This is a genomic window from Nakamurella aerolata, from assembly GCF_013002705.1.
Taxonomy (GTDB): Bacteria; Actinomycetota; Actinomycetes; order Mycobacteriales; family Nakamurellaceae; genus Nakamurella; species Nakamurella aerolata.
Genome location: NZ_JABEND010000001.1, coordinates 437,753 through 451,033 on the forward strand (window position 1 = coordinate 437,753; position 13,281 = coordinate 451,033).

A 13,281-nucleotide genomic window follows, 5' to 3' on the forward strand; every position below is an offset into this window, starting at 1 on the left:
CGACCACGGGGTGACGCCGGGCATCGGGTGCGGTGCGGCGGATCACAGGTGCTTGTAGACCTGGTCGAGGCCGATGCCGCGGCCGAGCAGAATCACCTGGGCCCGGTACAGCAGCTGCGAAACCTCAAGTGCAACGGCGTCGTCGCTCTCGTGCTCGGCGGCCAGCCACACCTCGCCGGCCTCCTCGAGCAGCTTCTTGCCTTGGGCATGCACGCCGGCGTCCAGGGCGGCGACCGTCCCGGAATCGGCGGGACGGGTGCGCGCCTTCTCGCTGAGCTCGGCGAACAACTCGTCGAATGTCTTCACAGACGCTTATTCTCTCAGGTCACTCGGGACGGCCCAGCGTCGCCCGCAGCGCGTCCGTTCGCGCTGGCCGCGATGGCTCGGTTCAGGTCCGCCCACATGTCGGCGTCGGCGTCGGCTGCGTTGTCGTCGGCTGCTTCGGCGTCGTCAGCTGTTTCGTCCGGCACACCGTCGTCGGACACACTGCCGGTCTCGCCGGCGCCGGCCGTCCCGGTGTTGTCGGTTTCTTCGGCACGCCAGGCGGTTTCGATCCGGCGCAGGCCGGGGAGCAGGCTGGGATCGGCGTATTTCTCCGCCGCCTGCAGCTCCAGTCGAAAGATCTCGAATGGATCGGCGGTTTCCAGCCGGTCGCGCAGGAGCGGGAGCGCGGCACGATCGCCCAGCTGGGCCAGCCCGAGCAGGGCGCCGCACCTGGTGTCGTCATGGGCGTCATCAAGGCGTCCCCGAAACGCCGCAACGGTTTCCGGCGACGCGTCCTGCGAGGCCGCCAATGATGCGCAGGCCCTATCGCGCACGTCGTCGTCGATGTCGGCGGAGAGCGCCCGCAGCACCTCGGCCACCTGCCCCACCAGCTCGCCCTCCGGATCGACCGAACCGAGCGCCGTCGCCAGCTCGCGCCGCACCCGCACGTCGTCGTCCTCGAGCCCTCGGCCGAGCAGCAGCTGGATGCCGTCGTCGGTCCAGGTGTCGCCGACGGCGCGCACCGCCGCGGCGCGAACCTCGGCGTTGGCGGCTTCGTCGAGCAGTTCACGCAGGGCCGGTAGGGCACCGGGGACGCGTTCCGGGAAACCGTCGACCAGAGTGCTCAACCGTTCGGCGCGGTCGATCTGAGCGGCGGGATCGGCGGGCAATGGCATGCGGTGTCGGTCTTTCGATCGGGTCGGGTTGCGCAACCACGGATGGTGGAAGCGCAGGCGGCGCGCCATGGCACGGCGCGATGCAGGGATGGCTGGTTGCTGCGCTTCCATCGTCGCAGCCCCGGGCGCCGCTTGTCACACGCGGTAGGCGAGAACGACACCGGCCGCGCCACCAGCGCCTTCCACCAGCAGGGGACGTTCGCCGGTCCCCGCCGGATCGCGCCGCTTTCGGCACGTCGCACACCGTCCGTCCGGCAGCGGGTGTGCGACGTGCCGAAGGGTGCGCGATCGGGCAGTCCCCGACGGCCCGCCGCCCGCACCAGCTCAGGCGCTGGCGCGCCGCCCGCGAGTCGAGCTGGCAACGGCCTCGCCGTTGACGCCGGCGGATTGTGCCGCCGCACGCGAACCGGTCCGTCCGGACTTTGCGGCGCCGGACTTGCCATCGGAATCCGCGGTGGCAGCCTTCGCGGCCGCGGACTTGCCGCCCGCCCCACCGGCCTTGCCGCCCGCCCCACCGGCCTTGCCGCCGGCGGCCCCGCCGCCTGACGCCCCGGCTGACTTCCCGGTGACCTTGCCAGCGGCTTTCCCGGTCGCGGACTTCGGCGCGCTGGACTTGGTCCCGGCGCCCGACGCGGCGCCGGCCTGCGCAGCAGCGGCTTGGGTGCCGCTCCTCCCAGCTCCCGAACGCGACGCTCCCCCGCCCTTGGCCGAGCCGCGGCGTTGTTGTTGCACCGCACGGCCTTCCAGGATCGGCGCAAGGAACTGGCCGGTGTACGACTCCGGTACCGCGGCGACCTCTTCCGGTGTGCCCTGCGCGATCACCGTGCCGCCGCCGGAACCGCCCTCGGGGCCCATGTCGATCACGTGGTCGGCGGTCTTGATCACGTCAAGGTTGTGCTCGATCACCACAACCGTGTTGCCCTTGTCGACCAGACCGTTGATCACCAGCAGCAGCTTCTCAACGTCAGCGAAATGCAGGCCGGTGGTCGGCTCGTCGAGCACATAGACGGTGCGGCCGGTCGAGCGCTTCTGCAACTCGGCGGCCAGCTTCACCCGCTGCGCCTCACCGCCGGACAGCGTCGGTGCCGGCTGCCCCAGCCGGACGTACCCGAGGCCGACATCGACCAGCGTCTTGAGGTGGCGGTGGATGGCGCCGATCGGCTCGAAGAACTCGGCGGCCTCTTCGATCGGGGTATCGAGCACCTCGGCAATGGTCTTGCCCTTGTAGTGCACCTCAAGGGTTTCCCGGTTGTACCGTGCGCCCTTGCACACCTCACACGGCACGTAAATGTCCGGCAGGAAGTTCATCTCGATCTTGATGGTTCCGTCGCCGGCGCAGGCCTCGCAGCGCCCGCCCTTGACGTTGAACGAGAATCGGCCCTGTTGATAGCCGCGGACCTTCGCCTCCTGGGTGGAGGCGAACAGCTTGCGGATGTGATCGAAGACCCCGGTGTAGGTGGCGGGATTGGAGCGGGGCGTCCGGCCGATCGGTGACTGGTCGACACCGACCACCTTGTCCACGTGCTCCAGCCCGGTGACGCGGGTGTGCCGGCCGGGCACCAGCCTGGCGCCGTTGATCCGGTTCGCCAGCACCGCATGCAGGATGTCGTTGACCAGGGTCGACTTTCCCGAACCGGATACGCCGGTGACAGCGATCAGCTGGCCGAGCGGAAAGTCGACCGTGATGTCTTTCAGGTTGTGCTCGCGGGCACCGACCACCGTCAGCTTGCGCTTGGGCTGCACCGGACGGCGGGTCAGCGGGACCGGGATCTCCCGCCGGCCCGAGATGTAGGCACCCGTCACCGACTCGTCGGAAGTCTCCAGTTCGGCGACCGGACCGGACACCACCACCTTGCCGCCGTGCTCCCCCGCACCGGGCCCGATGTCGACCACCCAGTCGGCGGTGCGGATGGTGTCTTCGTCGTGTTCGACGACGATCAGAGTGTTGCCGAGGTCGCGCAGCCGCTCCAGCGTCTGGATCAAGCGGTGATTGTCGCGCTGGTGCAGGCCGATGGACGGCTCGTCGAGCACGTACAGCACCCCGACCAGACCGGAACCGATCTGGGTGGCCAGCCGGATTCGCTGGGCCTCGCCGCCGGACAGGGTCGCGGCGCCGCGGTCGAGCGAGAGGTAGTCGAGGCCGACGTCGAGTAGGAAACCGAGCCGGGCGTCCACCTCTTTCAGTACCCGTTCGGCGATCATCCGGTCGCGTTCGGACAGCACCAGCCCTGGGAAGAACGCTGCCGCCTCCCGTACCGACATCGCGGAGATCTCGGCGATGTTGCGTCCCTGCGGAAAGTCCTTGTGCGCCAAGGTGACCGCCAGAATCTCCGGCTTCAACCTGGTGCCGTGGCAGGCCGGGCAGGGCACCTCGCGCATGTACCCCTCGTACTTCTCCCTTGCGTAGTCGGAGTCGGTCTGGGCGGCCCGCCGCTCCAGGAACGGGATGACGCCCTCGTACTCGGCGTAGTACGAGCGCTGCCGCCCGTACCGGTTGCGGTAGCTGACGTGCACCTGGTCTTTGCTGCCGTTCAAGATCGCGCGCTGGGCCTTGACCGGCAGCTCGCTGAACGGGGTGTCGAGGTCGAAACCCATCGCGTCGGCCAAACCGCCCAGCAGCCGGGTGAAGTACTCGTTGGTCTGACCGCCGCTCCACGGTTGGATGGCGCCGTCCGCCAGCGACAGGTCAGGGTCGGGAATGACGAGCTCGGGGTCGACCTCTTTGCGGGTGCCGAGTCCGGTGCAGACGCTGCAGGCGCCGAACGGCGAGTTGAACGAGAACGAGCGTGGTTCCAGCTCGTCGATGGCGAGCGGGTGATCGTTCGGGCAGGCCAGCCGCTCGGAAAAGCGGCGCTCGCGGTTCTCGTCGTCCTCGTCCAGGTCGACGAACTCGAGGATGACGACACCGTCGGCCAGCCGCAGCGCTGTCTCGACCGAGTCGGTGATCCGCTGTTTGGCGCTCGGGCGGTTGACCAGCCGGTCGACCACCACCTCGATGGAGTGCTTCTCCTGCTTCTTCAGCGTCGGCGGCTCACCGAGTTGATAGACGACGCCGTCGATGCGAGCCCGGGCAAAACCCTTGGACTGCAACTCTTCCAGCAGGTCGACGTACTCGCCCTTGCGCTCCCGCACCACCGGCGCCAAGACCTGGAAACGGGTGCCCTCCGCCATGGCAAGCACCCGGTCGACGATCTGTTGCGGCGTCTGCTTGGCGATGGGCTGGCCGCAGATCGGGCAGTGCGGATGACCGATCCGGGCGAACAGCAACCGCAGATAGTCGTAGATCTCGGTGATGGTGCCGACCGTCGACCTGGGGTTGCGTGATGTTGACTTCTGGTCGATGGAGACCGCGGGCGAGAGTCCCTCGATGAAGTCGACGTCCGGCTTGTCCATCTGCCCGAGGAACTGCCGGGCGTACGACGACAGCGACTCAACGTACCGGCGCTGGCCCTCGGCGAAAATGGTGTCGAAGGCCAGCGACGACTTGCCGGACCCGGACAGCCCGGTGAACACCACCAGTGCATCGCGCGGCAGTGATACGTCGACATTGCGCAGGTTGTGCTCGCGGGCACCCCGGACGACTAGCTCTTCGGTCACGGTGTCCCATGCTATGACCAGCCTCCGACAGTGCCCCTCCATCGCCCGCCGTTGCCGGTTCGCTCTCGGCGGAGCCCGCCCGCCTCTCCACCCGAGCCGGACAGGTGGGGCGCCCGCGAAGCCGGACCACGTACCAAGCCGGGCGAGGCCAGTAGGACGCCGGCGGGCTGTGCGGCCGCCACCGCGGTGCGCGATGATCGAGCGATGGACTCCGGCACTCCCGACATTGCGCCCCTCCCCGGTCCCGGCTCCCGCTCGGTTCCGGGTGCCGGTTCCGATTCCCACTCAGCTGACGGCTCCAACGACGCGCTGGTCCGCGTCGTCCAGCAACTGGAGTGGCTCCGGCGGGCCGACGACCGGCTGCGCGAGACGGTGCAGGACGCGGCCTGGGCCGCGCAGCCGACCAGGGCGCTGGGCTGGACGGTCGGGCATGTGCTCACCCACCTGGCCCGCAATGCCGACGGGCTGCGGAATCTGTTGCTGTGGGCGCGCAGTGGAGTCGAATTGTCGATGTATCCGTCGCCGGAGAGCCGGGACGCCGACGTCAACATCGGCGCCACCCGCCCTGACCAGGTGATCCTCGCCGACGTCGAGGTGACCTCCCGAGCGTTTCTCGCCGATGCGGCGGGCATGCCGGCGGCGGCCTGGTTCGCGCAGGTCCAGACCAGAGGCGGCGGCGTCGCCCCGGCGACCGTTGTGCCCTCCCATCGACTGACAGAGGTGCTGCTGCACACCCATGATCTCGGCATCGGGCGCGGGCTGAACGGGCTCGACCCTGAGCTGGCCGGCGGCCTGCTTGATGCCATGCGCGACACCTATCTGCGCACCCATGCGCTGCCGGACATGGTGCTGCAGGCCACCGACAGCGACGTCACCGTCGTCGTCGACAACGATGCGGCCGGCGCTGCCGATGCACCGGAAGCGGAGGTCGCGCTGCGGATCAGCGGGCCGGCCTGGGCGCTCGCCGGATGGCTGACCGGCCGACACGACGGAGCGGCGCTGGAGGCCACCGGGCCACTGCCGCAGCCGCCACCCTGGTGACCGGCGGCGCCACGGGCGGTCCGGGTAAGGGTCGCCTGACCACGACGAGAAGACTCGGGCCACAATAGGTCTCATGGTTTCCGTCAGCAGCGAGTACACCGGGCACGTCGAACCGCACGGCGACGCAGCGATCCGCGACTTGCCCGACATCACCATCACCAAGATGTCGGTGGGCGACATGGACAACAACACCTATCTGCTGGTGTGCAAGCACACCGGCGATGCGCTGTTGATCGATGCGGCGGCCGACAACGAGCGGATCGCGGATCTGCTCGGCGACGGGCCGGATCGGCCGCGGTTGCGCAGCATCGTCACCACCCACCGGCACGGCGATCATTGGCAGGCGCTGCCGTCGGTCGCCGGGATGACGGGGGCCAACCTGTATGCCGGTGCCGACGACGCCGCTGCGCTCCCGGTGCCCACCGATGTGCTGCTGGAGCAGGGGTCGACGGTGCCGTTGGGCGACAGCGAATTGCAGGTGATCGCGCTGCGCGGACACACCCCGGGCTCGGTGGCGCTGCTCTACCGCGACCCAAAGGGCGTTGCTCACCTCTTCACCGGGGACTCGCTGTTTCCCGGCGGTCCGGGGAAAACCGGCTCACCCCAAGACTTCACGTCGTTGCTGGACGATCTCGAGCAGCGAGTGTTCGACACGCTGCCGGACGACACCTGGGTCTACCCCGGTCACGGCGACGACACCACTCTCGGCACCGAGCGTCCGCAGCTGGCGCAATGGCGCGCCCGCGGCTGGTAGCGCAGGACCGGCAGGCGCGGCGGCCCGTGGACGTCATCCGAGGAGTTGTTTAGGCTCACGAACCATGAGCCCCGACGCCGACCCCGCCGCGCCCCGCACCGTCTTCACCGGCGGCACCGTCTACGACGGGACGACGGCCGCACCATCGGCCGCTGACATTGCCGTGCAGAACGGCCGCATCGTCGAGGTCGGGACCGGACTCGACGGTGACGAGCAGATCGACTGCACCGGTCGGTGGATCTCCCCCGGCTTCTTCGACAGCCACGTTCACGTGATGTTCGACGGTGTCGACTATCTGCGCATGATCGGCACCCCGTTCAGCCTGAATTTCTATTACGCCGCAGTGAATCTCAAGAACACACTGGATGCCGGCATCACCAGCGTCCGGGACGCCGGCGGCGCCGACCTTGGCGTCAAGGAGGCGGTCCGCAGGGGCGTCATCCCTGGGCCGCGGATGCAGATCGCCATTGGCATGCTGAGCCAAACCGGCGGCCACGGCGACGACTGGGAGGCCTGCGGCGTCGAGATCCCGCTGTTTCCCGAGCATCCGGGACGGCCGTCGACCGTCGTCGACGGGCCGGAACAGGTGCGGCACAAGGTACGCGAGCTGATCCGGAACGGCGCCGACGTCATCAAGGTGGCAACCTCCGGCGGCGTCCTGAGCCCGCGCGACGATCCGCGGCACGCCCACTTCCGGGACGACGAGATCGCCATGATGGTGACCGAGGCCGCCGCCGCCGGCATCTTCGTGATGTCCCACGCCCAGGCCACCGACGGCATCAAGGCGGCCATCCGCAACGGGGTGCGGTCCATCGAGCACGGCATCTACCTCGACGACGAAGCCATTCAGATGATGCTGGACGCCGGCGCCTGGTTGGTGCCGACCCTGCACGCCCCGCGCGCGGTGATCGCGGCGGCCGCCGCCGGCGCCTCCATCCCGCCGGCATCGGTGGACAAGGCCAAGATGGTGGCGGAGGCCCACCTGGACAGCGTCCGGCGGGCCCACCAGGCCGGCGTGAAGATCGCCATGGGCACCGACTGCGGCGTCGGCTCGCACGGCACCAACCTCGACGAGCTCGCCTTCATGATGGGGGCCGGGCTGAGTTCGTTGGACGCGCTGCACGCCACCACCGCGAGCGCCGCGGAACTGTTCGGCGTGGCGGACGATCGCGGCCGCATCGCGCCTGGCCTGCGCGCCGACCTTGTGGTGCTGGACGGCCCGGCCGGCGAGGTCGGGGCACCGGGCGAACTGCGCCGCCGGGTGCGCGGCGTCTATCAGGACGGCGCCTTGGTGTCGACCGGAACCACCGCAAGGCAACTGGCCTGAAAAGAACTGAAAAGAATTTACCGGCTGTCGGGTTTGGCCGTTAATATCACGGCTTGTGCCGCCTTGTGACGGCGCAGCTCAAGCAGACCAGTCCCGCACCCCTGCACCTCGACTCCGCTCCGCACCGTCGCGGACCTGTCGGCCGCCCGATCGCCCCACGCAGCCTGGCAGCGGCTTGTCGGTCGCGACCATTACCGTTCACCTGCAGCCCTGGAGCCGACGGCCCAGTTGGTCCCGACCGGACGGCCGCAGCTGCGCCGGCAATGCGCCGCACCGAACCACCAACTCCCCTCCAGCAGAACGGAATCACCGGTATGACTACCACCGATCCGGCCGTCCCACCGCCCTTGGATAAGGGCGGAGCGGCCGGTGCCACCCGCGCTCCGAAAGACAAGCTCGACGCGGGCGTGCTGAAGATCGCCGGCGTGGTGGTGCTCGGCTCCATCATGTCGATCCTCGATGTGACAGTGGTTGGCGTTGCCCAGAACCAGTTCCAGGCGCAGTGGGGAGCCAGCCCGGCGCTGGTGGCCTGGACGATGACCGCGTACACGCTCGCCCTCGCGGCCGTGATTCCGGTCACTGGTTGGGCCGCCGACCGCTTCGGCACCAAGCGCCTCTACATGACGTCGATCCTGTTGTTCGTGCTCGGATCGGTGCTCTGCGCCACCGCATGGGACATCGGCCCACTGATCGCCTTCCGCGCCATCCAGGGGCTGGGCGGCGGCATGTTGATGCCGCTCGGCATGACGATTCTGACCAGGGCCGCCGGCCCCGAGCGGATCGGCCGGGTGATGGCGGTGCTCGGCATCCCGATGATGCTCGGCCCCATCGGCGGCCCGATCCTCGGCGGCTGGCTGATCGACGTGGTGTCGTGGCACTGGATCTTCCTGATCAACCTGCCGATCGGTCTGATCGCGCTGGCCTACGCGTTCATGGCGTTGCCGAAGGACGCCCCGACTCCGTCGGAGACGTTCGACATCACCGGTTTCCTGCTGCTGTCCCCGGGTCTGGCGATGTTCCTGTTCGGTGTCTCGTCGATTCCGGAGACCGGCACCATCTGGTCGTTCCGGGTGCTGTTCTGGGCGCTGCTCGGACTGGCGTTGTGCGTGGTGTTCGTGTTCCACGCGCTGCACCGTGCCGATCACCCGCTGATCGACCTGCACCTGTTCAAGAACCGGGATCTCACCGTCGCAATCATCACCATGGCGATCTTCGCGATCGCGTTCTTCGGTGTGATGCTGATCTTCCCGCAGTACTTCATCGGAATCCGCGGGAAGACCCCGATGCAGGCCGGCCTGCTGGGCGCGGCGATGGGTGTTGGTTCGATGATCACCATGCCGGTCGCCGGCGCGCTCACCGACAAGTTCGGTCCAGGCAAGTTCGTGATGTCCGGCCTTGTGCTGATCTGCGTCGGTCTCGTCCCGCTCACCATGCTGGATGCGAACACCTCGTTCTGGATCACCACCATCTCGTTCCTGGTGATGGGCCTCGGCATGGGCATGACGATGATGCCCACCTTCACCGCCGCACTGCGGACGCTGAAGGACTACCAGATCGCCCGCGGCTCAACGATGATGAACATCACCCAGCAGGTCGCGGCGTCCATCGGCACCGCGGTGATCTCGGTGTTGCTGACCAACTTCCTGAAGCGGGACCCGATGAGCCAGTTGGCCTACATGGTCAACCCGATCCTGTCGAATCCCGATCCGGCCAAGGTCGATCCGGCCCTGTTGGCCCAGGCAAAGGGCGCCGTCGCCGGCGCTGCCCAGCAGGCCGGGATTACCCCGGAACAGCTGATGGCGGGCGGGCTGTCGTCGGCGGCGGACTCGTTCGCCAAGACGGTGACGATCGCGCTGATCCTGACCGCGTGCACGCTGATCCCGGCGTTCTTCCTGCCGCGCAAGGCTCCCGACCGTGGCAAGCAGGCTGCCGCACCGGTCGCCATGCATTGATAGGTCTGATGGTCGCGGCTCGGCGTTCGCCGAGACCCGCTCGACAGCCCCGATCCGCGCCGCGGGTCGGGGCTGTCGGGCAGCTGTGGTGCTGGCAGCGCTGAACCGCCGGAACCAGCACTGCGGGAAACCCGCTGTACCGGACGGATTCCGGCTGTCATCCTGATCGGATGTTGTTGTTGGTGACCGGTTCCAGCTGCGCTGGCAAGACCACCGCGGCCGAGGGTTGCCGTGATCTCCCTGGCGTGCACGTGCACGACAGCGACGAGCACGGCGTGCCGAGCGGAGCCGACACCGCCTGGCGGCAGGGCGATCTGCGGAGCTGGGTAGGCCGTGCCGTTGAGCTGCAGGGCACCGGTGAGCATCTGTTGCTGACCAGCCAGTCGCCGCTCGGTGAGCTGCTCGCCGTGCCCGAGGCCGACCAGTTGCCGGTTGCCGTCTGTCTGCTGGATGTCGACGACGCGGTGCGTGCGCACCGGCTCGAGTCCCGCGACCCGGGGCAGTGGTCGGACGAGGTCAAGGCAGCGTTCGCGTCCTGGGGTCGCTGGCACCGCCGGCACGCGGCCGACCCGCAGTACCAGCCCCAGGTGATCACCGACGGTGGCGCCCCGGCAATGCGCTGGGACCGGTGGACCGACTGGCCAGCGCAGCACCCGGACTGGTCGACGCACGTCATCGACACCACCAACAGCGCACCCGCCGAAACTCGAGAAGCGCTGCGGCGCTGGGCGATCGAGGCGATGCGGCAGGCGCTACCGATCGACCGGTAGGTGCTTGTTCCACCAGTTCAGGATCGCGTCGAAGCGCTGCAGCCGATGCCGCGGCTTACCCGACCTGGACAGCTCGTGACCCTCACCGGGGAACACCAGCATTGCGGTTTCCGGGGCGTTGGGTGCCGGGGTGGCGGGATCGGCACCGTCGGCGTTGCCACGTTGCTTGAGCGCGACGAACATCCGCTGGCCCTGTTCGATCGGGCAGCGCCAGTCCTCTTCGGAGTGAATCACCAAGAACGGCATGCTGATCTGGTCCGCGTACGCCAGCGGGGAATCGGCCCACAGCTTGTCGCGCCCGGCCGGCTCTTCACCCTCGGGCGTGCAGTATTCACGGGCAAAGAAGTAGCCGATGTCCGACGAGCCGGCGAAGGAGTCCCACGCATTCACCGCCCGCTCGGAGATGCCTGCGGCGAAACGATCGCCGGCGTGCGAGGCCAGCCAGCTGGTCATGAAGCCGCCGTAGGAGCCGCCCATCACTCCGACCCGGTCCGGGTCGAGATCGTCGCGCTGCAGCGCAGTGTCCAGCAGCGCCAACACATCCGCGGCGTCGACCGTGCCCAGCCTGCCCTTGACCGACCGGCCGTGCGCGAACCCGTAGCCGGACGATCCGCGCGGATTGCCCATCACCACGGCATACCCGGCGCCGGCGTACACCTGCGCCTCGTCGAACAGCCCCCAGGCGTACTGGGCGTGCGGGCCGCCGTGCACGTTGAGGATCACCGGGTGCGGACCGTCGCCCTTGGGCAGCACCAGCCAACCGTGCACCGGGTAACCGTCCTCGCCCTGGCCGGTCAGCTCGATCATCTCTGCGATGCCACTGGCGGTGAGCTCGGCGCCCAGGTCGGTGAGCTGCCGCTCGTTGGTGATGGTGGTGCCGTTCAGCTCGGCGGTGATCACCTCGCAGAACGACTCGGGTGTTCCGATGGTGGCGGCGAGAGTCGTTGTGCTGCTGGTGTTCTCAGTGGTTGCCCCACTGCCGGCATTGCCGTTGTCGGGGACGGCGACGCTGAAGGCGCGCACCACGCGTTGCCCGCCGAGCAGCACCGGAAGGGTGTCGAGCGCGGCCCGGTCGGCGGTGCGCGGCACCGAGAGCAGCTCGACGGCACCGCGGTGCTCGGCCAGCACGAGGATGCCGTCGGCGGTCGGCACCAGCGGAGCGTCCTCCAGCTCAACGGTTTCCGGGTCGGTCAGCCGCTTCGGTTTCCCGGCCGAGCGACCGTCGGCGGACAGCGTCGCGGCGAACAGGCCGGCGGTGGCGCCGACGAAGTCCTGGTTCTCGAACTCCTGCGCCAGGAAGTAGAGGATGCCGTCGTCGACCAGGAGCTGACTGTAACCGCGCCCCTCCTCCACCACCACAACAGACTCCGGCACCGTGGGTGACGTCGTCTCCGGGTCCGACGATCCCACCGCCTTGGTTGGTGTTGGTGCTGCGGAGGCCGGCGTTGCGTTCGGGTCCGTGGATTCGGTTGCGGGAGTGGGCAACTCGGCGATGTCGATCCGGACGATCTCGGCGGCCATGCTGTCCGGCCGGGCGTCGCGTACGTAGAGCAGCCCAGTTCCGTCGGCGCTGAATACCGCGGAGCCGACGCCTGCCGGAAGGTCGGTCAGCTGAACTGCTGCGGGTTGGGACGGCCCGCTGGCCGAGTCCGAGCGATCCAGGTCCGAGTGATCCAGATCGATGAGGAACAGCTGCTCGGGGCGATCGAGCAGAAAACCCTTGCCGTCACGGCGATATGACAGCTGGGTGAGCATCCGTGGAGCCTCGGCATCCGGCTTGGTCTTGTCGTCGGTGCCGTACCGGCCAGCCTCCGGGACGGCGGCCTGGTACGCCAACCGACGCCCGTCCGGCGAGAACACCGGTGAGCCGGCTCCGAGCTTGTGATCGGTGAGCTGGCGCGCCTCGCCGCCGTCGACGGCCATCGCGAACAGTTGCGGCGCACCGGATTCGCTGCCGCGGTTGAACACCAGCGTGCGCCCGTCGGGCGACAACACCGGCCTGGAGTCCTTGGGGCCGTTGGTGAAATTACGCCGGCTGCCGTCCGGGGCGATCTGCACCAGTCTGGAGACCGTGCTGTTGGTCTCGAGGTCGGGACGAGAAGCGGTGACGACGATGTCGCCGGACGGCAACACGATCGGGCGGCCGGCAGCGACGAGCGACGAGAGATCGGAGGGTTTCACCCGGTTGACTCTATCGACGCCCCGGATGGTCGGGCGCGTGGGATGACCTCTCTTGGCGGGACGTCCGCGAGTAACGAGCTGAGCTCCACCGGCCGTCCGGCGCCCGGCCGCCGCCCGCCCTGTTCGCCGCTGTCCGCCGCTGTTCACCCGCCGCACGCCCACCGGCCCGTGCGGGGCCTACCTGGCCGTCCGCCGCCCGCTGTTCACCCGTCCTTCGGCCGCTGCCGCTCGCCGACTCACGAGCCGGCGAGCGGTAGGGCATCCGTCCACTATCGAACGCACGCACGTGCCCCGCCCGATGTTCTTCCGTCGCCACACCCGAACCTCGGGGTTCGATCGGCTCGGTGGCGATGATCCGTTGCCAACCAGGGCCGGCATCCCGTGGACGGAGCGACAACAGACGGAGCGACAACAGAGGTCTCTGTCACTTCGTTCATTTGGGCCTATCGCACATGTGTTCGGTATTTAGTAGACTTGGTGCATGGGGAACGGGGAACAT

General features: G+C 68.7%; 8 protein-coding genes and 1 pseudogene. 5 read left to right on the top strand and 4 right to left on the bottom strand.

Annotated features, from left to right (window positions below):
- Positions 1-42: 42 nt before the first annotated feature.
- From HKD39_RS01935 to uvrA, 3 genes and pseudogenes are all read right to left on the bottom strand, one after another.
- Complete coding sequence (locus tag HKD39_RS01935) at positions 43-306, bottom strand: phosphoribosyl-ATP diphosphatase (protein WP_171198122.1); 264 nt, start codon at positions 304-306, stop codon at positions 43-45.
- Between the two features lie 14 nt (positions 307-320).
- Complete coding sequence (locus HKD39_RS01940) at positions 321-1,160, bottom strand: HEAT repeat domain-containing protein (RefSeq protein WP_171198123.1); 840 nt, start codon at positions 1,158-1,160, stop codon at positions 321-323.
- Between the two features lie 666 nt (positions 1,161-1,826).
- Positions 1,827-4,757 (bottom strand): annotated as a pseudogene (gene uvrA, locus HKD39_RS01945) (excinuclease ABC subunit UvrA); the annotation flags it as partial.
- A gap of 204 nt (positions 4,758-4,961) precedes the next feature.
- On the opposite strand from uvrA, the gene HKD39_RS01950 reads away from it, so the two are divergent.
- From HKD39_RS01950 to HKD39_RS01970, 5 genes are all read left to right on the top strand, one after another.
- Positions 4,962-5,798 carry a maleylpyruvate isomerase family mycothiol-dependent enzyme gene (locus HKD39_RS01950; RefSeq protein WP_171198125.1) on the top strand — a complete coding sequence of 279 codons (837 nt, stop codon included), beginning with the start codon at positions 4,962-4,964 and terminating at the stop codon, positions 5,796-5,798.
- 73 nt (positions 5,799-5,871) lie between these two features.
- Positions 5,872-6,552, top strand: a complete 681-nt coding sequence (locus tag HKD39_RS01955; RefSeq protein WP_171198126.1) for an MBL fold metallo-hydrolase — start codon at positions 5,872-5,874, stop codon at positions 6,550-6,552.
- 64 nt (positions 6,553-6,616) lie between these two features.
- A complete protein-coding gene (locus HKD39_RS01960; RefSeq protein WP_171198127.1) occupies positions 6,617-7,879 on the top strand; it encodes a metal-dependent hydrolase family protein in 1,263 nt (420 codons plus the stop codon).
- Positions 7,880-8,193: 314 nt separating this feature from the next.
- Positions 8,194-9,831, top strand: coding sequence for a DHA2 family efflux MFS transporter permease subunit (locus HKD39_RS01965; protein WP_171198128.1), 1,638 nt, complete (start codon positions 8,194-8,196; stop codon positions 9,829-9,831).
- A 170-nt stretch (positions 9,832-10,001) separates the two neighbouring features.
- Positions 10,002-10,601, top strand: coding sequence for a DEAD/DEAH box helicase family protein (locus HKD39_RS01970; protein WP_171198129.1), 600 nt, complete (start codon positions 10,002-10,004; stop codon positions 10,599-10,601).
- Here the strand turns inward: HKD39_RS01970 and HKD39_RS19915 are convergent.
- Positions 10,584-12,782 (bottom strand): alpha/beta fold hydrolase, encoded by a 2,199-nt coding sequence (locus tag HKD39_RS19915; protein WP_171198130.1) that lies wholly within the window; start codon positions 12,780-12,782, stop codon positions 10,584-10,586. The two genes, HKD39_RS01970 and HKD39_RS19915, sit on opposite strands and share 18 nt — an antisense overlap.
- Positions 12,783-13,281 lie beyond the last annotated feature (499 nt).

What these genes read in the sequence shown, in the direction of transcription:
- HKD39_RS01960 (WP_171198127.1), top strand. Translation starts at nt 6,617, where the DNA reads ATGAGCCCCGACGCCGACCCCGCCGCGCCCCGCACCGTCTTCACCGGC.
- HKD39_RS01970 (WP_171198129.1), top strand. Translation starts at nt 10,002, where the DNA reads ATGTTGTTGTTGGTGACCGGTTCCAGCTGCGCTGGCAAGACCACCGCG.
- HKD39_RS01955 (WP_171198126.1), top strand. Translation starts at nt 5,872, where the DNA reads ATGGTTTCCGTCAGCAGCGAGTACACCGGGCACGTCGAACCGCACGGC.
- HKD39_RS01950 (WP_171198125.1), top strand. Translation starts at nt 4,962, where the DNA reads ATGGACTCCGGCACTCCCGACATTGCGCCCCTCCCCGGTCCCGGCTCC.
- HKD39_RS01940 (WP_171198123.1), bottom strand. Translation starts at nt 1,160, where the DNA reads ATGCCATTGCCCGCCGATCCCGCCGCTCAGATCGACCGCGCCGAACGG.
- HKD39_RS01965 (WP_171198128.1), top strand. Translation starts at nt 8,194, where the DNA reads ATGACTACCACCGATCCGGCCGTCCCACCGCCCTTGGATAAGGGCGGA.